At 30.4% G+C, this 20,059-nt stretch carries 21 protein-coding genes and 2 pseudogenes; 12 read left to right on the top strand and 11 right to left on the bottom strand.

The window, feature by feature from the left end:
• The first annotated feature begins 324 nt into the window (after positions 1-324).
• The 6 genes from Q0649_RS15900 (at position 325) to Q0649_RS15875 (ending at position 6,718) form a co-directional block, all read left to right on the top strand.
• Positions 325-1,812 (top strand): multicopper oxidase family protein, encoded by a 1,488-nt coding sequence (locus Q0649_RS15900; RefSeq protein WP_298844262.1) that lies wholly within the window; start codon positions 325-327, stop codon positions 1,810-1,812.
• Between the two features lie 352 nt (positions 1,813-2,164).
• The gene (locus Q0649_RS15895; protein WP_298844259.1) at positions 2,165-3,244 is read left to right on the top strand and encodes a YncE family protein; all 1,080 of its coding nucleotides are present in this window, start codon (positions 2,165-2,167) and stop codon (positions 3,242-3,244) included.
• Positions 3,245-3,618: 374 nt separating this feature from the next.
• Positions 3,619-4,206, top strand: coding sequence for an IS3 family transposase (locus Q0649_RS15890; RefSeq protein WP_298844255.1), 588 nt, complete (start codon positions 3,619-3,621; stop codon positions 4,204-4,206).
• A complete protein-coding gene (locus tag Q0649_RS15885; RefSeq protein WP_367179402.1) occupies positions 4,155-4,394 on the top strand; it encodes an IS3 family transposase in 240 nt (79 codons plus the stop codon). Before Q0649_RS15890 ends, Q0649_RS15885 begins: the two co-directional genes overlap by 52 nt.
• Before the next feature lie 232 nt (positions 4,395-4,626).
• On the top strand, positions 4,627-5,343 hold the full coding sequence (locus Q0649_RS15880) for a response regulator transcription factor (protein ID WP_298844253.1): 717 nt from the start codon (positions 4,627-4,629) through the stop codon (positions 5,341-5,343).
• The gene (locus Q0649_RS15875) at positions 5,327-6,718 is read left to right on the top strand and encodes a cell wall metabolism sensor histidine kinase WalK (protein WP_298844251.1); all 1,392 of its coding nucleotides are present in this window, start codon (positions 5,327-5,329) and stop codon (positions 6,716-6,718) included. Before Q0649_RS15880 ends, Q0649_RS15875 begins: the two co-directional genes overlap by 17 nt.
• A gap of 296 nt (positions 6,719-7,014) precedes the next feature.
• Here the strand turns inward: Q0649_RS15875 and Q0649_RS15870 are convergent.
• The 4 genes and pseudogenes from Q0649_RS15870 to Q0649_RS15855 form a co-directional block, all read right to left on the bottom strand.
• A pseudogene (locus Q0649_RS15870) lies at positions 7,015-7,107 on the bottom strand (IS3 family transposase); the annotation flags it as partial.
• The gene (gene mreC / locus Q0649_RS15865) at positions 7,098-7,916 is read right to left on the bottom strand and encodes a rod shape-determining protein MreC (RefSeq protein ID WP_298844249.1); all 819 of its coding nucleotides are present in this window, start codon (positions 7,914-7,916) and stop codon (positions 7,098-7,100) included. The gene mreC and the pseudogene Q0649_RS15870, both read right to left, overlap by 10 nt.
• A pseudogene (locus Q0649_RS15860) lies at positions 7,906-8,157 on the bottom strand (rod shape-determining protein); the annotation flags it as partial. The pseudogene Q0649_RS15860 and the gene mreC, both read right to left, overlap by 11 nt.
• A gap of 734 nt (positions 8,158-8,891) precedes the next feature.
• The gene (locus Q0649_RS15855; protein ID WP_298844247.1) at positions 8,892-9,050 is read right to left on the bottom strand and encodes a hypothetical protein; all 159 of its coding nucleotides are present in this window, start codon (positions 9,048-9,050) and stop codon (positions 8,892-8,894) included.
• Between the two features lie 298 nt (positions 9,051-9,348).
• Here Q0649_RS15855 and Q0649_RS15850 point away from each other — a divergent pair, with 298 nt between their 5' ends.
• Positions 9,349-9,561 carry a heavy-metal-associated domain-containing protein gene (locus Q0649_RS15850; protein ID WP_298844244.1) on the top strand — a complete coding sequence of 71 codons (213 nt, stop codon included), beginning with the start codon at positions 9,349-9,351 and terminating at the stop codon, positions 9,559-9,561.
• Positions 9,562-9,791: 230 nt separating this feature from the next.
• On the opposite strand, the gene Q0649_RS23085 is transcribed toward Q0649_RS15850, so the two are convergent.
• The 6 genes from Q0649_RS23085 to Q0649_RS15820 form a co-directional block, all read right to left on the bottom strand.
• Positions 9,792-10,001, bottom strand: a complete 210-nt coding sequence (locus Q0649_RS23085) for a hypothetical protein (RefSeq protein ID WP_367179400.1) — start codon at positions 9,999-10,001, stop codon at positions 9,792-9,794.
• 230 nt (positions 10,002-10,231) lie between these two features.
• Positions 10,232-12,055, bottom strand: coding sequence for a sulfite exporter TauE/SafE family protein (locus Q0649_RS15840; protein ID WP_298844239.1), 1,824 nt, complete (start codon positions 12,053-12,055; stop codon positions 10,232-10,234).
• A gap of 415 nt (positions 12,056-12,470) precedes the next feature.
• Positions 12,471-13,370 carry a C40 family peptidase gene (locus tag Q0649_RS15835; protein ID WP_298844234.1) on the bottom strand — a complete coding sequence of 300 codons (900 nt, stop codon included), beginning with the start codon at positions 13,368-13,370 and terminating at the stop codon, positions 12,471-12,473.
• A gap of 471 nt (positions 13,371-13,841) precedes the next feature.
• On the bottom strand, positions 13,842-15,248 hold the full coding sequence (locus Q0649_RS15830) for a HAMP domain-containing sensor histidine kinase (RefSeq protein ID WP_298844232.1): 1,407 nt from the start codon (positions 15,246-15,248) through the stop codon (positions 13,842-13,844).
• Positions 15,249-15,292: 44 nt separating this feature from the next.
• A complete protein-coding gene (locus Q0649_RS15825) occupies positions 15,293-15,988 on the bottom strand; it encodes a response regulator transcription factor (protein WP_298844229.1) in 696 nt (231 codons plus the stop codon).
• A 90-nt stretch (positions 15,989-16,078) separates the two neighbouring features.
• Positions 16,079-16,282, bottom strand: a complete 204-nt coding sequence (locus Q0649_RS15820) for an SHOCT domain-containing protein (RefSeq protein WP_298844226.1) — start codon at positions 16,280-16,282, stop codon at positions 16,079-16,081.
• A 262-nt stretch (positions 16,283-16,544) separates the two neighbouring features.
• Here Q0649_RS15820 and Q0649_RS15815 point away from each other — a divergent pair, with 262 nt between their 5' ends.
• The 5 genes from Q0649_RS15815 (at position 16,545) to Q0649_RS15795 (ending at position 18,901) form a co-directional block, all read left to right on the top strand.
• A complete protein-coding gene (locus tag Q0649_RS15815) occupies positions 16,545-16,850 on the top strand; it encodes a four-helix bundle copper-binding protein (protein WP_298844267.1) in 306 nt (101 codons plus the stop codon).
• 184 nt (positions 16,851-17,034) lie between these two features.
• On the top strand, positions 17,035-17,733 hold the full coding sequence (locus tag Q0649_RS15810; protein ID WP_298844223.1) for a YetF domain-containing protein: 699 nt from the start codon (positions 17,035-17,037) through the stop codon (positions 17,731-17,733).
• A gap of 15 nt (positions 17,734-17,748) precedes the next feature.
• Positions 17,749-18,471, top strand: coding sequence for a DUF421 domain-containing protein (locus Q0649_RS15805; protein WP_298844220.1), 723 nt, complete (start codon positions 17,749-17,751; stop codon positions 18,469-18,471).
• A gap of 16 nt (positions 18,472-18,487) precedes the next feature.
• Complete coding sequence (locus Q0649_RS15800) at positions 18,488-18,688, top strand: hypothetical protein (protein ID WP_298844217.1); 201 nt, start codon at positions 18,488-18,490, stop codon at positions 18,686-18,688.
• Positions 18,689-18,712: 24 nt separating this feature from the next.
• Positions 18,713-18,901, top strand: a complete 189-nt coding sequence (locus Q0649_RS15795) for a spore coat protein (RefSeq protein WP_298844265.1) — start codon at positions 18,713-18,715, stop codon at positions 18,899-18,901.
• Positions 18,902-18,956: 55 nt separating this feature from the next.
• On the opposite strand, the gene Q0649_RS15790 is transcribed toward Q0649_RS15795, so the two are convergent.
• Entirely contained in the window at positions 18,957-20,015 is a 1,059-nt protein-coding gene (locus tag Q0649_RS15790) for a cell wall-binding repeat-containing protein (RefSeq protein WP_298844214.1), read from the bottom strand.
• Positions 20,016-20,059: the final 44 nt, after the last annotated feature.

Below are 20,059 nucleotides of genomic sequence, written 5' to 3'. Positions count from 1 at the left end.
GAGGAATATAATAATAAAAAGAAGTTACTCTCAAATCATAAAAAACAGTAAATTACTTGAGTCTATATTATAATAATTCGTTAGTATTGTTATTTTATGAGCATATCAAAAGAGTAGTGAGTACATCTCTTTTGACATGCTTTTTAATTATTTATAAAAATATAAGAATATAAAAACATGAACAAATATTTCACAGCCTTCTAAAACTTAATTGATGATTAATCTTCATATTTTCTACATAACTATATGATAAAATAATTATACAATAGTTATTAAAAGATAACGATTATCGTTAAAACTCAATAGGTTTGATGGAGGTAAAAAATGAATAAGAAATATAATAAATGGCTGCTTATATCAGGGGTAGGTATCATAGTAGTTAGTTCTATAGTTTTAATTAATCCAATATTGAATTATTTCTCGAAAGGCAATGGAAGTGCTATGGTTGAGAATATGAAATCTTTAACAAGCAACGAATTAAAGAGTAAGGTAGTAGAGAATAGTACAAAGCTCCCTATTCCACCACTTTTAGAGAATAAGAGTTCAGACATTAATACTGCAGATTTTACATTAAATGTTCAGAAGGGAATTACATCTTTTTTCCCTGGAGTTAAAACAGAGACCTATGGATATAACGGTAACTTTCTGGGTCCAGTGATAAGGGTTAAAAGGGGTGAAAAAGTAAATATTCATGTAAATAATCAATTAAGTGAACCAACAACTGTTCACTGGCATGGATTAGAAGTTAATGGAGAAATGGATGGAGGACCCCATAGTCCTATTATGCCAGGAAGCCAATGGAATCCTAGTTTTACTATAAACCAACCAGCTAGTACTTTATGGTATCATCCTCACCAACAGGGAAAAACTGGAGAACAGGTTTATAAGGGATTAGCAGGACTTTTTTATATTGATGATAATATTTCGGAAAGCTTAAATATTCCAAAGGAATATGGTATAAATGATATACCATTAATCATTCAGGATAGGGCATTTAATAGAAATGGAGATATGCCTTATTCCACAAATATGAGTAGCATGATGGATGGCGCTATTGGAGACATGGTGATAGTAAACGGAGCCATTAAACCATATTTAGATGTAAAGAAAATAAAAATGCGGTTTAGAATTGTTAATGGGGCAAATGCAAAGGTTTATCCTATAAAATTAAGTAATGGAGAGTCTTTTTTTCAGATTGCATCCGATGGAGGTTTTCTAGAGGCACCAGTAAAATTAAATAAATTAATACTTGGGCCGGGAGAAAGAGCAGAAGTAATAATAGATTTTTCGAAATATAAAAAGGGCGACAAATTATCTTTACTTGGCGATGGTATAGGAATATTAAACTTCAATGTAAAGGAAGATGGAATAGATACTACTGAAATACCAACACATTTAACCGATATTAATAAAATTTATGAAACAGCTAATTCTAAAATCAGAAGGTTCCAGCTAGAGGGTATGGGTAATACGGTAAGCATAAATGGTAAAAAAATGAAAATGGGGAGAATTGACGAAAAAATAAAATTAAATGATACAGAAATTTGGGAAATTACAAACCCTAGTAATATGATGGGGGGAATGATTCATCCATTTCATATACATGGTGTACAATTTCAAATTTTATCAAGAGATGGAAAGGAACCATCTAAGGATGGGCGAGGGTTTAAAGATACAGTATTAATTAATCCTAATGAGAAGGTTAGAATTATAATTAAGTTCACTCACAAAGGAGTTTTCATGTATCATTGTCACATATTAGAACATGAAGACCAAGGAATGATGGGACAGTTTCAGGTTACTGATAAGTAACCCTATTAATAGGGTTACTATGATACCAATAGGTAATTAAAAAGATATTAAGGTGAAAAATTGTATATTAAATTAGTAATAATAAAGCTTAAAATTGCAAACGTAATTTTAAGCTTTATTATTTAAGATTCCGGATGTTCATTCTAAGTGATGTAATACATGATTCAATATAGTAACAAATGTTACCGACAATATAATTATTAATTGATATACTAATATCATAGAACGTCAGTAAATATTTTGGTAAGCGTATAGGAAAGACTATTAAGTAGCTTATAATATAAAATCCATTAAGAATTGATATTTTATGGATATGCATAAGGATAGAATTATATTTGAAAGGATGGTAAAAATGATTAAAGGAAAATTTATAAAGTCAGTTGGAATCATGGTCATATTAACGTTAACTTTAGCTGGATGCAGTGGTGGACAAAAGAAACAGTCGCAAAGTTCTACTCAAGTACCAGGAAAGAAGGTAATCTCATATTACTTCACAGCGAATGAAGGAGGTACTATTACAAAGATAGATTCAGCTACAAATAAGGTACTAGAAACCATAAATGATGAAGGTGAACCACATAATGTGCAGGTTTCTCCAGACGGAAAGATAGTAGCCTACACATCAGTAGTAATGGATAAAGCAGGGATGAAAATGTCTCAAGATGATATGTCTAAAGGTGGAGGTATGGGTACAAATGGTTCAGCATTTTTTTATAATATAGATACAGGAAAATTAATTAAAAAAATTGAAGTAGGTAAGCATCCAGCACATATAGTATTCACTAATGATAGCAAATATGTATTAGTTACAAATAATCAAGACAATAACATATCAGTTATTGATGCAAAAACCTATAAATTAATTAATAACATTTCTGTAGGCAAAGGACCACATGGTTTTCGTATATCAAAAGATAGCAAATTTGCTTACGTAGCCAATATGGGCGAAGATACAGTAAGTGTTGTGGATATAGCAAATAATAAAGAATTGAGAAAAATTAAAGTAGGCAAGACTCCAATAACTACAGGAATTACAAGTGATGGAAAGACTTTAATTGCAAGTATAAACGCAGAGAATTCTTTAGCTATTGTAGATCTCGCTACAAACAAAGTTCAAAAAATAGCAGTAGGAGTGGGTCCAGCTCAAACTTATATAGAGTCTGATGATAAGTATGCGTTTGTAGCTAATCAAGGAACTGAAAAAAGTCCATCTGATACAGTATCAAAGATTGATCTTGCAACTAAAAAAGTTGTAGCAACTATAAAAACTGGCAAGGGATCTCATGGAGTTGTAGTTAGTCCAGATAATAAGCTAGTATATGTAACTAACATGTATGATAATACAGTAAGCGTAATTGATAACAATACTAATAAAGTTACAGCAACAATTAAGGTCGGTAAAACTCCTAATGGTATAAGTTATAGGCCATAGAGTATGATGTTATATGAAAAGAAATAAGGTTAAATACAATTTAATTATTTAAAAGTCCAGTGTTGTTTAATAAAGTGGACCCTTTGTTGAACTATACCCCCTTAAGTAGACACGAAACTAAAAAGTAGTGTAGACTAAATTAGGGGGTTTTGTTATCGGCAAAAAAAAAAAATATGATTCTCCTGAAGAAGAAATAATAAAATTAAAAGCTGAAAATGAATATCTTAAAAAGCTACTTGAAGTAAATCAAGACAATATTAAAAAAAAATAAAATATGAGTTTTTGAGAAACTAAGCAGCAGATATCACGTAACTGTGTTACTTCAAGTTGCTGAAATAAATAGATCAGGATATTATCAGTGGTTAAGTAAGAGAATGGTGGTCTCCGAAAAATCAAAAGAGGATACGCAAGTTATTAAATTCATTGAGAAACTTTATATCAAACACTATGGGAGATATGGCGTTGAGAGGATGACAGCGGCGCTTTCGGCTGACTATGGACTTAATATAAACCATAAAAAGGTTTACCGTTTGATGTCACAGAATTGTTATTTATCTGTAATCAAGATAAAAAAGAGATATAAGAAACCTGGAGATCCACATCCTAAAAAAAATGTTTTGGTTAGAAATTTCAGTACAAGTTGTCTATTTGACAAGATGGTAACTGATGTTACTGAGTATAAAGTAGGTGGAAAAAAGATATATATATCGGCAGTGAAGGACCTTCACACCGGAATGTTAGAAGGATTTGCAGTTAAAAATTATCAGACCAGGGAACTTATCCGAGAATCGTTTAAAAATATTTTGGATAAATCCTTACCGGAAGGTACTATTATCCATTCGGACCAAGGACCCTCTATAATAATGTTCTGTTCCAGAATGAACTTAAAGATAAAAACTTCATACAGAGTATGTCTAGGAAAGGAACGCCTATTGATAATTCTCCTATGGAAAGTTTTTTAGGATGCTATAAGAGTGAAGTGTTGTACAACACTAACATTAGTATATTGAGCAACGAAGACCTTGTAAGAGAAACATGGCAATACTATCATTATTACAATAATGTAAGGATTCAGAAAAGATTAGGATACCTAACACCAGCTGAATTCAAAAATCATGAAATTGTAAGAATTAAAAAAGAGAAAGAGTAATACATAAATAATATTACTCTTTCGGTTCATTTCATATATTTGTCTACTTTTTTGGGTATAGATCATTGTTGGGTCCATTTTATAAATAACAATGAGTGGGCTTTTTATTGATTTATATATGTTCATGTTCAACATAAAATCTACACAATTAAATGTTAAAATAAATTATAAAATATATAATAAATATGTTAAGAAAATAAGTGAATTTATTTTAAAGAATAGGAGCAAAAGCATGTTGGAAGCGAAAAAAGTTCTTATAGTAGATGATGAAAACAAAATAGTCAGTGTTGTAAAATCATATCTAGAAATGGAAGGATGCGAAGTATTTGAAGCATTTGATGGGAAACAGGCTCTGGAGATTTTTAAAAGAATTAACCTAGATTTAATTCTTCTTGATCTCATGCTACCAGATATGACTGGGGAGGATATTTGTAAAATAGTAAGAAAAAAATCTAGAGTACCAATAATAATGCTTACGGCAAAAATTGATGAGGCAAGTATAGTTGCAGGCTTAAATATTGGTGCAGATGATTATATCACAAAGCCTTTTAGTCCAAGGGTGCTTATGGCTAGAATATTTGCTATATTTAGAAGATTAAATGAAGAGATAGTGCCACTATCCAACATAATTTCATTGAAAGACGATGATCTTGTAGTAGATATTCTTAAGAAAGAAATAAGAAAAAATGGTGAGAATGTAAATTTAACTATAACTGAATATAAAATATTAATGACATTATTAAAGTATCCACACAAGACATTTTCAAGAGAAGAGCTCATAAATACTACATTTAGAGAGAATTATGAAGGATTTAATAGGACTATTGATACTCATATTAAAAATTTAAGACAAAAAATAGAAACTAACCCTAAAGAACCACAGTATGTAATTACTGTGTATGGAACAGGATATAGGCTTGGAGGAGAAGAAGATGAAAAAAAGCCTTAGGAAAAAACTTTCTCTTTCTTATATATTTGTAACAATGATTTGTGTAGTGCTTATTAGTATTCTTTCTAATTTCTTTTTAAATAAGCAGTTTAAAAATTATGTTATTAGGGAGCATGAGAGAAAAAATCAAATAATCGTTACAGCTATAAATCAACAGTATTCTACTAATAAAAAGCACAACACTGATGTAATTAAAAGTGTGGGCATAGATGCAATTGAGAATGGAGTTTTTATTAGTGTACGTGATGCATCAGGTAAAACAATATGGGATGCGCAGGCTTATGATAACATTAAATGTGAAGAGGTTAAAAATCATGTAACTAGTACAATGGAGACCCTTTTCCCAAATTGGAAAGGAATATATACAAAGGATGATTATAATATAATAAATAACTCTAAAAAGGTAGGAGTTATAGAAATAGGATATTACGGACCATTTTATTATAATGATAATGATATTTTGTATTCTAAAACACTTAATAAAATACTGATAAGTGTAGGTATAGCATCCTTGTGTATTGCTTTAATGGTGGGACTTTTAATGGCTAAAAGGTTAAGTAAACCTATTTTAAATGTAATGGATACAGCAGAGATGATTTCTAAAGGAGACTATAGTCAAAGAATTGAAAAAAAATCTGACATAGAAGAGATAGATAAGCTTACTAGATCAATTAATAACCTTGGAAAATCTCTTTATGAACAAGAGAAATTGAGAAAAAGACTAACTAGGGATGTTTCGCATGAACTTAGAACTCCACTTGCAACCTTGCAGAGCCACATGGAAGCATTAATAGATGGGGTATGGGAACCAACAACTGATAGACTGATATGCTGTCATGAAGAAATACTAAGATTAAACCGTCTTGTAGGAGATTTGGAAAAGCTTAATCTGTATGAAAGTGAAAATCTTATATTAAATAAGACTAAATTTAAATTAGGGGAAGTTGTTAGGAATATAGTTTTTAATTTTGAAACAGAATTCTTGAATAAAGAGATAGAATTAATTTTTTATGACAAAGACATTATTTTGCATGCGGACCAGGATAAGATAAGCCAGGTTATAGTAAACCTATTATCTAATGCACTAAAATACACACAGAAAGGTGGAAAGGTTGAAGTTAAATTATTTCAAGATGGTATTTATGCTAAAGTAAGCGTAAAGGATTCAGGCCTTGGGATATCAGAGAAGGATCTACCATACGTATTTGAGAGGTTTTATAGAATAGATAAATCAAGAAATAAATTAACCGGTGGTGCAGGAATAGGACTTACAATAACAAAATCAATTGTTGAAGCTCATATGGGTACTATAAATGTAGAAAGTACAATAAATCAAGGCACGCAATTTATTATAAAATTGCCTATGAATTCATAAATCTTTTCGATATACTAGTGCTTAATTAGCTATTAAAGATTAAGGCAGTAAGTTTACGGAAAAAATAAAGTTGGTAAAGTGACTTAAATAGTAACCTGCGATTTTATTATCGTGGGTTAATTTTAAAGTTAATAATTATTAACTTGTTGATGTGTTGTGAAAATGAACTTTAGTAGAAATATATAATTCTTATTAGAATTAATTAATATGCATGATAAAATCAATACAAATCTGAATTAAATGTAATAGAAAATTATAAAAGCAGAAGTAGTTTTAAAGTTTCTGCTAGCTAAATTTTAACACTTTTGTGGGCAAATATAGCCAATACTTCTATGGAGCCTTTTTCTGTTATACCACGATTCTATGTACTGAAATATAGCTAATTTTGCTTTGGTGCCACAATAAAAACTTCTTCAATATTTTCTAAATCAACATATGGTTTTATTATAGCGCTTTTCATTAATCTCGATTTATCCGCATGAACACTTATCACACTTCCTATTTTAATCCCAGCTGGATATATGCCTCCGAGGCCAGATGTTACTATTACATCATCCTTTTTTATATGGGAATCTAAAGAAATATGCTGTATTTTTGCTAAAGACTTATTATCTTTATCTTTATCTCCTTTAACAATACCATTATCTCTTGTACTTTCAACAAGAGCTGCCACTGCAATATTTTCATTTGATAATAATTGTACTATAGACCGGTTATTACCAACTAAGGTTACCTGACCAACTAATCCTTCTCCAGTCATAGCTATCATTCCTTTTTTTATTCCTTTACCTTCACCTGTATTAGTCTCAAATCCATCTGTATAACTATTGCCAATTAATCCAATTATGTCAGCACCTATATAATTGAATTCGTCTCTCTTATTTGAAAACTTAAACATGCTTCTTAAGCGTTCATTCTCCTTTATTGAAGCATTATATTGGATGGCTTTGTTTTGTAACTTGCTATTAGTTTTTCTAAGTTCTTCATCTTCTTTCTTAATTTTTGAGATGTTTGTTATAAATTGAAATGAATTGCTTAGTTTATTAAAATTATCGTAAAATAGACCTTGTACTGAATCTATCGTTACCCCAACATTATTCTCCACAAAAGATATTTTTTCTCGAGTTGAACTGTACCATATTAACCATAAAAAGATAACTGACAGTATAATAATTACTGTAGATTTATTATTTTTCATATTTACCTCTTTTACTCAGAACATCGATGGTATCGAGATTTTTACACATTCCTATAGCGACGCAATCAGGTGGATTTTCAGATATATGTACAGGCATATGTGTTTCTTTGTTTATAAGTGTATCAATCCCTTTTAATAAAGCATCACTTCCAGTTAATATAATACCTTTCTGCATTATATATGATGTGAGCTCTAATGGGGTTTTCGCAAGAATACAAATAGTTTCCATAATATTTTTCATGGTTGACGTTGTATTATTAATTCCATATGTTGAGTGAGTGGCCAATTTTTCGGAACATATCTTCTCATCAGTTGGAAGGCTTAAAAGGTAGGCTAAAAGTCCTTTAGATTTCCATCCTAAACTGGTAGTTTTTAGCCAGGTGTTGTTAGTTACTGAAGGATCCTCCTTGTTTTTTTGAACTCTCATTAAATTTTTCAACATATATATCCCACCTTAATATAGATTTAGAGCAATTTACGACTTTTTGTGTAACCTTCTTTAATAAATTCAATTACCAAAACTACTTGAGATAAAGCATATTTTTCATTGACAATATTTATAGCTACTTTTGAAGTATCTAGTAATTTTTCACCTTGTAATCATGTTATGTTCTCTTTGAATATAGTTTTAACTGAGTTTATAAGGCCGTTAAAGGCTTTTCCTCCTTGAAGTATAGATTAGCATAGTTACGCAAAATTCCTCGCTAGCTCAATTATTGGACTTATTAGCATGGATATAAAATTTTAAACTTGTAACCTTTATATAGGTATTTATTTCTTCAAAACCAAATTATATATCTATTTTTTTCTTTTAATACATTTTGGGATACAGTTAATAATTTTTGCCTGAAATTAGCATATAAAGATTATGTATATAGTAAAACATATGATAAACACTTGATAATGTAAGAAAATATATTAAATAGTGTTACCGATTGCATTAACAGGCAGTCGGTAATATTTTTAGTAAAGTGTTTATTCTAGTTTATAATATTCTAGGATAAGTTTATCAAGTTCTTTACTTAAACTCAATGATTGATCAGTTAATATATGGTCAGGTAAAAGTATTTGCTCTAGTTTCTCTTTAGCTAATATAATTTTTTCCCTTAGTAATTTGTTTTTGTTATTAGACATAAAAGAATCCTCCTCGTATATTAAAAGATATGTATATAAATTTATTAATCAAGTAAACATATTTAATTATATAAAACAAGTGTGAAGAAAATATGTGGATTAACACTGAAATTAATAAAATCATGAAAATTTTTATAATGCTAGGTTTCTTTATAATATCTTCACAATAATTAGTTAATATATATATAGTAATTAAAACAATATATAGGTATTTTGCGGAGTTTGTTAAGTCCAATTTATATTCTAATAATGGTTTGAGATTGGAAGCTTTTAAGATATTTTTGAAGGGAGAAATAAAATGAGAATGAAAATATTTGTGGGTGGTATGAATTGTTTCCATTGTGTAGAGCGTGTTAGTGAAGTATTGAAAAATATTGGTGCAAAAGATGTGGACGTAAGTTTTGTAAAAAGTGCTGCAACTATTAACATAACCAGTAGTATTACTGATAAATTAATTAAGTCCGCAATCGAGGGCGCTGGTTATGAAGTATTGGCGATAGAAAAGAACTAGTTAAAATTAAAATATAGGAACTTTAATAAGTTACATTAAATATTACAAACCCCGTAGAATTTTAATTCGTACGGGATTATTTATATCTTAAATTATTTAGATTTTCTTGTAGATTTATTATTTAAAATTCGATTTTTATTTAAATGCTGAAACTATGGATAGACACGTTACGGTTAAGTAATAATACATTTTGCACAGTGGAGCTTGTAAAATTCATTGGTAAGTTGTTGTCATAAAAAAACATCAGTAGTGTCAATTAAACTCATATCAGCTGTAAATAAAATTGGTAGTGCTAATATTGTTACAAGAGATATGGAGCTACTAGCAGAGCCCGTAGAAGTGGCTAAAATAGATATTCGATTTGCATTATCAAATCCCATACCAAATATAAATCCTAATATGTAAGTGTGCCAGCTTTTATTAATTGATTTAAAAAACACTCGAATTAAGTGGCCTGAAATACTGCCTGAAGATATTGTATTGTAAGTGCTTTTTCATATATATTTTCTTGTTAGCATTTTAAATGATTTTTAAAATAAAAGAGGGTAGAACATTTTGTTCTACCCTCTTTGTAATAATTATTAAAAGTTATTAATTTAATTTTACAATAATATTAAATTAATCTTTATTTGGGAGGCTTCGTGCCTCTTCAAATGTTATATTATAAATATTAATCACTTATATAATTTTTCCTAATACTCTCTAAATCTGCATTTTTTAAATCGTCTACTACAACCACACCACCTACAATATTGCCATCTTTTATAATAGAATAGATGCCGCTTACATTAAATGTGGTAGTTACTTTAACAGTTCCCTTTACACCTTTAAAAGTAGTTATATTGTTGCCAGTGTCTGATGCAGCAATTTCAAAAGTTCCATTTGGATTATCAAATTTATTTAAATCAAAGCTTAAAATTGTATTAACATTTTTTTCTGCAACTACAATTACTGGTTCAAATTCATATCCTGTACCCTTAATTGAAAGAGCCTGATTGTTTCCGGAAATCACAGTTTTTTGGATTAATCTACTGGTTTCAACTTTACTCAAATCTGTACCATAAATACTTGCTTTTTTAGGGGTAGCAGGTGCAGCAGTTGTTCCACCCATGCCACCCATGGTACAACCAGGCATTCCACTGGATGGAGCTGGTATAGATGAATCGGGTTTTGAGGTATCTACAGAGGCAACATTATCAACTACTTTAATTACTCCGCGAATCATACCCATTCCACAGCTGAAGCTTATATCTTTATCTTTTGGTGTAAATTCAATTATGTTTTCACCGGATTGTAATGTCTTATTAATATTTAAGGAAGGCACAACAATTTGTCCGTTACAGGAGTTTAATGCCTTGCCATTTATTATCCATTTTACAGGCATGTTTTTTTGAACATATAGGCCATTTGGAGTATATCCTAAGCCGTCTGCTGTCATTCTAATTATCTGAACTCCATTTACTATAGTTGGCTTAGCAGCAGGTGGAGCTGATGTCAATGTTTTATTACCAGATAAACTAGCAATAATTGTCGATGTAGAAGGCACGTTTATACCAGCGAGTGTTAGTCCGCGAGTTCCCATAACAATACCTAAAACGACAACTAGTATTCCACTGAATTTTAAAAGAGTTTTTGTATAGCCTTTAGTAATGAGACCAGATAATGCTCCAAAGGTCAACATTAAGGGTACTGTGCCGAGAGAAAATAACAGCATAGACAAGGCACCATTAAAAGCGCTTCCAGTTCCTAAAGCATATAGTTGCATTGTTTGAAGGGGCCCACATGGTAGAAGACCATTTAGAACACCAACTAAAAAAGGAGTCTTCGGTTTCTTTTTAATAGAACAAGCTGACCAAGGGAGTTTAAAATTAAATTTTCTAAATAATCTAAAGCCACTCATATTAAGCCCCATTATTACCATAAAGACACCAGCAAATATTTGAAGTCCAGCCTTTGCAGATATTGATAGTGAAAGTACTGAACCTAGAGCACCGACTATTCCACCAATTACAGTGTATGATAGAACTCTTCCTGCATTGTATAGAATGGCAGGTCTTATAGAATCAAATTTACTTTTGCTATCTTTAGTTATGCTTTGTGATAGCATTATTCCACCACACATACCTACGCAATGTATTGAGGTAAGAACTCCAACAATAAATAGAACAAAATATGTAGCGCCGTTGAGTTTTGATGTCATGTCAATACCGCCTGATGAATTCCCAATTAATATAATTGCTGCTACGATTATAAATATACCTGCTATTTTGTAGCTACCTGAATCCTTAGTACTATAACCAGCTGCGTTTATAGCGGTTCTGATTTTTTCAATATTACAGAAGTCTGTATCATATTCTATAGTTAGAGATTGATTACTGAAACTTGCCAAAGCGTTTTTAACACCATTTAATTTTGTTACTGCTCTTACTACTCTTGTTTCACATGATGTACATGTCATGTCGAAGACTTTTATTCTTTCCTTTTTAACGCTCACCTTATTACCTCCTACAATTTTTAATATAATGTTTAATGTTATATTCAATGAATTTTTATCTTGAAAGTTTATAAGTAATAAGAGTGTGTTTTTAATTCTATGAATATTGACTGTGACTTAAATTATACAAAATATATGTGTAGATTTTATGAAGATATTAGTAGTTTTAAAATAAAAATATATAGTTCATAAATTTAGAAATAAAGTACATTATAATTCATACTTTGCATACCAGTATAATTGCTCAATATTAATAAGCCTCCATTCCTTTTAATTTAATAAAAGAAATGGAGACTTATAATTTTTAGGTGTGCTTTATTAAGTTGTCAAAATAAGAAAAACAAAGTAGCAAAAGGTTATACAATAGAAATATGAAATTATGTAGTAAACTATTCGTTATTTTTTTGTTTTAATGTTAATTAAGTATTCTTCTTCCTGTTACAAATGATGTTCTCCAATAACCGCTTAATTCAGTTATATGTACAACTGTACCAGTTTTTTGTGCTTGTATAAACTTATTATTTCCAATATACACTCCTTCATGGGAATTGTCTATAAAAAAGAGTAGATCTCCTATTTTAAGATTATTTATACTAACAGCACTGCCTTCCTCTACTTGGGTATAAGTTGTTCTAGACAAAGTAACACCGATAGTTTTATAAATATATTGCACAAATCCTGAGCAATCAAAACCAGTGGAAAGTGTTGCTCCGCCATATGTATAACGTATTCCAAGTAATTTATTTGCACTCGACATTAGAGTGCTTATTTGAGACGCTGTACTTGATACTAATGCTATACCCGCTAATGGTATTGTAGCTACTGATGAAGGGGTAGCTGTACTTACATATGACTTGGCAATATATGCCCAATTATTATTATATTTAATTTTGTAATAGCCGTTTAGCGATCCATATAAGCTTATATTATTTGTTGCATTAAGTGAACCAATAGTATTATTTCCTATAGCCGCTGTTTTACGTACGTTTAAGCCCCATGCTTTGGTACTGCCTACCCCAGTTTTTGTTGTGCTAGATGGTGTAACAGATGCTACAGCAGTAGCTTGTACTATTTTCACATATGAGCTACACACATATCCAGTTTTTCCCTTATAATTTATTTTGTAAAACGCACCGCTTTTTCCTAAAGTACTTATCTTCGTATTATTTGGTATTGAAGATAAGATTGATGATGAGAGTGAAGGTTTCTGCCTAATGTTTAACGAACTTGCATTTATTACTCCAGTATCAGCAAATACAATATGAGAACTTGCTAGAGTTAATAGAATTGTTACTAAAGCTAATCTTTTTTTCATTATTTACCTCCAATATTTATTAACATTTATATTATAGCAGAAAAATAGAGTTTTAAAAGTAATAATTTTCTTTAATTACCACGGGTCGTTTATTTTGATCATTATATAACAAAATTAGTGTGTATTTCTAATACCTAATGCTTACCAAAAGTTAATTAACTACTATACAATTCATAGAATCTTTAAATAAGGAAATATCCCATGGATATTTTTTAGGATTGTTTACCTAATCTAATATAAAGAAACAAATTACAATAATTGATAGAACTGATGCAAGAAGTGTTAAGAATATTAAGGTAGGTGCAGCCAGTTGATGGAGGAAATATTGAAGAAATAATACAGGAATGTGATAAAGCGCTTTTACATGCAAAGAAGAATGGTAAAAATAAAACGGTTATGTTTAATAAAAATCTTGATTAACAATATTTAAGTGGTTGGTTTGTAAAAAATATTAAAGTCCAGATAGACTATTTATCTGGACTTTAATATTGGCTTAGGAAATCTAATAAAAAAGGTACTTCCTTTCCCTAAGGTGCTGGTAACATTAATGCTGCCTTTGTGAGCCTCAACAATAGCTTTTACAATGGTTAGACCTATACCTAAACCACCGGTGTTTTTATCGCGAGACTCATCGCTTCTGTAAAATCTTTCAAAGATGAAGGGTAAATCTTTTTCTGAAATCCCAATGCCGTTGTCCTTTAATTCTATAACAATGCTATCATTTTCAGACTTTAGAGTTAAAAAAACTTCTGCATTTATTTTGGAATATTTAAGTGAATTTGAAAGCAAATTATACATTACTTGCTTTAATTTATCCTTATCCATTAATACTTCCACATCTGGAATCAAATTTGAGTTAATTTTTGAACCTATATTTTCATATTGGGGTTTAAAAGAAGTTATTATTTTTTCTAGTTCTAAGGATAAGTCAAATTTTGATTTATTTAAATTCAGATCTGCTTGCTCTAATTTTGCTATGTTGTTAAGGCCTTCAACTAATTTTATTAATCTTTGTATTTCTTCATAAAAACTTGTAAGCATATCCTCTGTGGGCTGCCAAACCTTGTCTAGCAATGCCTCTATATGTGATTTTAAATTTGTAAGAGGGGTTCTAAGCTCATGAGCCATATCAGAAGTTAATCGTTTCCGAAGATGCTCTTGCTTTTGCAGGGTTTCCGCTAGATAGTTTATAGAAATTGTTAAATCATCTATTTCTTTGGTTTTAGATACAACTCGAGATCTTGCCTTTAAATCTCCATTTCGTATTCTATTGGCTGTATCTGTTATTTTTGTCAAAGGTGATGATATTTGTTTTGAAAGAAAGATACTAATTATAAATCCAAAGATTAATGCTATAAAAATAGAAAGAAAAAAAGAATGATTTAACGTTGTTTTGAAGGTTAGTGCTCCCGTATTTAAAAAAGAGGTTCCATAATATCCGAAAACTATAGTTCCTAATTTTTTATTGTTTTTAATTAATGGGTAACTATCTTCAGTATATTGCCCTGGTTTAATTGAAGAAAAATTATTCATCATTGAACCCATCATAGAACCCATCATTGTTTTGTTTTGTACTTTTGCACTACCTGAGGTAAAAACAATGACCCCCATTGTATTTTTTACTTCAATATACAGTTCTTCTGCATTTGAATATCTTAATATTTCTGTCTTGTTATTAGTTGAAATGCCTGTTTGCTCATCGTATAAGCCATCTATTACAGTTGCGATTTTATCTACTTTCATTTTGTGCTCATCAATTAAATAATTGTTAAATTTTTTACCAATCATATAATTTGATACTAAGCCTGCAATTAATATAGATACAAATGCAGTAAGAAGAAACCCTATGGATAATTTTTTCATTAAAGACATTTTCATATAAAACCACCTCTTATCTTCTTAAGTGTTATGTTATTTAGCAATTAACCCTGAAATTTATAACCCATTCCATATATAGAAATTATATATCTTGGTTTTTTTGGATTATCCTCTATCTTACATCTTATATTTTTAATATGAGTATCCACAGTTCGGTCAAACCCATCATAATCTGTACCAAAAGCTTTATTAACTAATTGTTCTCTTGAGAATACTTGCCCAGGATTAGTTAAAAGTGCAATCAAAATTTTAAACTCATTAGAAGTTAAAGTAACAGGTAGACCCTGTTTTTTAATGACCATTTTTTCAATGTTTATTTCTAAATCACCATCATTAATAATTAATAGTTCAGCTAGGGGACTAGTATCTCTATACGTCCGTCGTATAATAGCTTTAACTCTACTAACTAGTTCCCGATTGCTAAATGGTTTAGTTACGTAATCATCGGCTCCAATAGCAAGCCCATCTATTTTATTATCTTCTTGAATTTTTGCTGTAAGCATAATAATTGGCACTGAAGAGGTAGCTCTGATTTTAGTGCATACTTCCTCACCGGACATTTTAGGAAGCATTAAATCTAATATAATTAAATGGATTGGTTCATTTTTAAATATGTTTAAAGCATCTTCTCCGTCCATGGAGGTTAAAACCTCAAAGCCTTCTTTGATTAAGTAAGCTTCAATTACATTTAGAACCTTCTGTTCATCGTCAACTACTAAAATTCTCAATTTTTCATTCATGTCATCACTCCAATATTATTAATTGATATCAAGTTTATACCAAATATATAGTTAATTCAACATAGCATTAGAAAAACTAGGAGAATGTTCCTAGTTCTTTTTAGAAAGACTTATTTTCTTTTTATAATATTCGTCCTCATTAATATCATCTTTAGCATAACTTTCATTTAGTATATTTAATGCTGAATTATTTGATAATGAGTAGGGCGAAGGTGAATTAACTTTCATTAGTCTAAAAGCTAAGAAAATTAGCAATAAAAATATTAGAAATCCAATTCCCATCATTAAAAACATTCCGCCTCCTCCAACATATCAAGAACCTAAAAGCCCACATAACATATAAATAACCTTGTGCAAGTTTATATTTACTTTTTCTATAATTAGATTATAAACTGTAATTGTGGAGAAAATATGAAGAACATAAATTAACATAACCAATATCTATCTTCAGTATAAATAGTGTGTATTCTGGATATTATACTTAATATAGATAAAAATAGTATTTTGAAGAGGTTATAAAATGAGTATGTCAACTAAAACTAAAAATTAAGCATGTATTAATGAATGTAATAGGTGTACTCAAACCTGTTACCAATGCTTTAAAGCATGTTTAAATGAGGCTGATGTTAATGCAAGAAAGAACTGTATAAGCATTTTTGTTGAATGTGCACAAATGTGCCAAATGTCGTCATCAATTATGGCAATAGATTCACAATTTGTAAAAGAACACTTCAAACTCTGTGCTACTATTTGTGCTAAATGCGCTACAGAATGTGAAATGTTTAAAGATGAACATTGTAAACAATGTGCCACAGAATGCTGCATATGTGCTGATGAATGTAGCAAAATTGCTTCTATGTAAAGGTTATAGAGTTTTACTTTAAAAAGTACTACTTTAAATTAAGGAGTACTTTGTTACTATTTATTACTGGGGTGGGTCTAGTAAAAATTATGAACTTTAATTAATGAATGAAATATTTTGAAAATATACTAAATATACTAAATATGCTGTTAAACTGGCATTAAAGAATTTAGGAGGATTCACTGTGGACTGGAATTCATTTATGGAAGGAAGTAAAAATTTATCAATATTTGCCTTAGCTTTAAGGGCTGTTATTCTCTATATTGCATTGATTATTGCAACTCGTATAATGGGTCACCGCCAAGTAGGTATTTTATCAGGTCATAACTATTTGGTAGCGGCTGGAATTGTAAGCTTAGCTGCTATTCGAATGTTAAATCCAGAATCATCCCTTACTTCTGGCCTAGTAATTATTTTTGTATATGCATTTATAAATATTTTTTTATCTTATTTAGATATAATATGGCCGAATGCAATTGATAGAGAATCGACTCTCTTTATGAAGGATGGAATATTGCTTAGAGAGAATATGTTAGATTGTCACGTAACATTAGACAATCTTTTAGGACAATTAAGATTAAAAGGAGCTCATAACCTATCAGAAATCGACTCCATAATTTTGGAGCCATATGGAAAAATAAATGTTATCAAAAAGCCTGAAGCTTTACCACTTACACGAAAGCAAATGAACTTACCGTCCAAAATGGTAGCAATACCTACAATCCTTATCTATGATGGAGAAATAGATGGAAAAAATCTTAATCTGATGGGATTAGACCGTGAGTGGCTTATAGATAAATTAATGGAAAAGGGTATTACTAACCCAAAGTATGTATTTTTAGCTATGCTTGAGTCAGATGGAACAATTTACATAAATATATAGTGAGGAAGGTATGAAATGGAATTGTTAAAAGAAGTATTTGGGACAGTTCAGCAAATTAGTCCATTTATATTTGTTTTACGTACTATTGCGGTTGGAGTTCTATTATATGTTGAAGGGAAAGTCTTACCGCATAAAGCTGGGGGTCAATTTGCAGGATATGATTTCGTGTTTTTCTGGATGATGGGGGGGATCACCGCAGCTCCCTTATATGAGGCTAAAATAAGTGTTATTAACACTACTGTTATAGTCGCAGTTATATATAGTCTTCACTATCTTATATCCTACATTGCTGTAAAAAATAGAGCTTTTGCTAAGCTTGTACTGGGAAGATCAATACCATTAATTTCAGGAGGAAAAATTCTTCGCCCTAATATGGCAAAAGCTTTCTTGCCATTAGAACTACTTTTATCTGATATACGAAACATAGATGTCTCTAACATTAGTGAAGTAGAATCTGCGATTTTGGAAACCAGTGGTCATGTAAGTATTCTTAAAAAATCCGATTTTCAATCTGTAACTCCAAAAGACTTAAATATTCAAACTATAGGTGGAGGTCTTCCTACACTGCTTATTAATGATGGCAAGGTTGTTGAAGAAAATTTAAAGGAATTAGGCTATAATGAAGGGTGGTTAAAGAATGAACTTCTTAAAAAAGGCATCACAAATATAAGCGATGTTTATGCAGCAATGATTGATTCATCTGGTGAGGTATATTATTCCGTAATTACTAAAAAATAAGGAGGTAAATATAGAAATGCTTACTGAACAAGATATAATGAACAATGCTTTCAAAGATATGTTATTTCATGAAGAGAATATGGCTATAAAATATGCCTACATTTCGGAGCAGATTACAGATCCTAAGCTTCAAAAGATATTGAAAGGGCTAGAGCAAGGTGTACGTAATCACCATAGAACATTGTTACAGACTATGTCAAAGTTTTCTATTGTTTAAAAGGGGTGATACTAAGTGAATAATATGGAGTTTTTACAGGATTTACTGCAAGATGAAATGATATTGCAAATTCAATATAATAAATACATGACGGAGATTAGTAATCCAGAGGTACGTCAGTTGTTTACTCAATTAAGAGATACAAAAATGCAAAACATCTCGCAATTACAACAAGAAATTAAAATAATTATGGATCAAGATAAAACCCAATAGCAAATAAATATCTTATAAGGATTATACAACATTAAACAAATAATGTTGTATAAACTCAAATATTTAAAATCTCTTCTAGTTCAATCTGCATACTAGTAGAAATTTGATTGAAACCTCCAAGAATAAATCCATGCATAAATTGAGGTTTAGGTGGATGCATTTCTACAGGTTTTACAGATAATACATACTTGCTTGTTGCTTTAGGCATTATTAAAGGCTCGATATATAAAAGTGGCGAATGTTTACCAAGGTGTGCAAATGTGCAGGCTGCTAAATTATAAGCCCAGTTATTTGGAGTACCAAAACAAAATGACCATCCGCCCTTAGTATTGACGTTCCAACCGAACATGCTTTCTTTTGAATAATATTTTGAAAAGTTTACAGCAACGTCATAACATGTGCTACCACCGATTCTATCTACTTTTGATTTTGCAATATCTTGTATTTCATTGAAGACTTCATCTGAAATTGTCTGTTTACCTCCAATAACAAGCATATTTTTATTATTATACTTAATTAATTGTTGTTTTGTAATCTCTGGTAATTTATCTCTATAAGTAAACAGTATAGGTACGCCCATATGTGCAGAATAATATGCTGCAGGTATACTTTCAGTATGATCATCAGCAGAGACTATCATTATATTCTTATTACCTTCCATAGAGTCCGGTGCCATTGTATATCTAAACTCCATTGCTTCACCTGCAGCTTGAATAGGGTCATTTCCGGTAATTCTTATAGTAGACAAACCTGCACTTAATAATTGTATTTCTATAATTGGGGCAATTGGTCCAATTAAAAGTATCTTTGCAGGTACATTTTCACCAGTTGGGGATAATCTGGTAATTTCATTAAAAGTTTCTTGTGAAAGGTAATTAGCATTTGTGAAGACTATTGGTGCATTTATGGGGAAATGTATTAATGGTGATGCAAGCAATCCATAATGATAGGAAGTCAAAGGTACAAGTATAATCGCATTAGGTCTCCATTTTACTTTGAGGCTTGGATATATTACCTTTGTGACATAATTATTAAAGACAAGTGGGGTATCTCCTAATATTCGTGTTGTATTAACAGTATCTATGGCAGGCATGTAATAAGGGGAAATTAACACATAAATATCTCCTTTCAATAAAAGTTATTTATTATATTATATTG

This window comes from uncultured Clostridium sp. (assembly GCF_937920395.1).
In the GTDB taxonomy this organism is placed as follows: Bacteria; Bacillota; Clostridia; order Clostridiales; family Clostridiaceae; genus Clostridium_AD.
This window is presented reverse-complemented; position numbering and strand designations above follow the sequence as displayed.

Coding starts and splice junctions, on each gene's coding strand:
- Q0649_RS15900 (WP_298844262.1), top strand. CDS start 325: ATGAATAAGAAATATAATAAATGGCTGCTTATATCAGGGGTAGGTATC.
- Q0649_RS15895 (WP_298844259.1), top strand. CDS start 2,165: ATGATTAAAGGAAAATTTATAAAGTCAGTTGGAATCATGGTCATATTA.
- Q0649_RS15890 (WP_298844255.1), top strand. CDS start 3,619: ATGGTGGTCTCCGAAAAATCAAAAGAGGATACGCAAGTTATTAAATTC.
- Q0649_RS15885 (WP_367179402.1), top strand. CDS start 4,155: ATGTCTAGGAAAGGAACGCCTATTGATAATTCTCCTATGGAAAGTTTT.
- Q0649_RS15880 (WP_298844253.1), top strand. CDS start 4,627: ATGTTGGAAGCGAAAAAAGTTCTTATAGTAGATGATGAAAACAAAATA.
- Q0649_RS15875 (WP_298844251.1), top strand. CDS start 5,327: ATGAAAAAAAGCCTTAGGAAAAAACTTTCTCTTTCTTATATATTTGTA.
- mreC (WP_298844249.1), bottom strand. CDS start 7,916: ATGAAAAATAATAAATCTACAGTAATTATTATACTGTCAGTTATCTTT.
- Q0649_RS15855 (WP_298844247.1), bottom strand. CDS start 9,050: ATGTCTAATAACAAAAACAAATTACTAAGGGAAAAAATTATATTAGCT.
- Q0649_RS15850 (WP_298844244.1), top strand. CDS start 9,349: ATGAGAATGAAAATATTTGTGGGTGGTATGAATTGTTTCCATTGTGTA.
- Q0649_RS15835 (WP_298844234.1), bottom strand. CDS start 13,370: ATGAAAAAAAGATTAGCTTTAGTAACAATTCTATTAACTCTAGCAAGT.
- Q0649_RS15830 (WP_298844232.1), bottom strand. CDS start 15,248: ATGAAAATGTCTTTAATGAAAAAATTATCCATAGGGTTTCTTCTTACT.
- Q0649_RS15825 (WP_298844229.1), bottom strand. CDS start 15,988: ATGAATGAAAAATTGAGAATTTTAGTAGTTGACGATGAACAGAAGGTT.
- Q0649_RS15820 (WP_298844226.1), bottom strand. CDS start 16,282: ATGTTTTTAATGATGGGAATTGGATTTCTAATATTTTTATTGCTAATT.
- Q0649_RS15805 (WP_298844220.1), top strand. CDS start 17,749: ATGGAATTGTTAAAAGAAGTATTTGGGACAGTTCAGCAAATTAGTCCA.
- Q0649_RS15800 (WP_298844217.1), top strand. CDS start 18,488: ATGCTTACTGAACAAGATATAATGAACAATGCTTTCAAAGATATGTTA.
- Q0649_RS15795 (WP_298844265.1), top strand. CDS start 18,713: ATGGAGTTTTTACAGGATTTACTGCAAGATGAAATGATATTGCAAATT.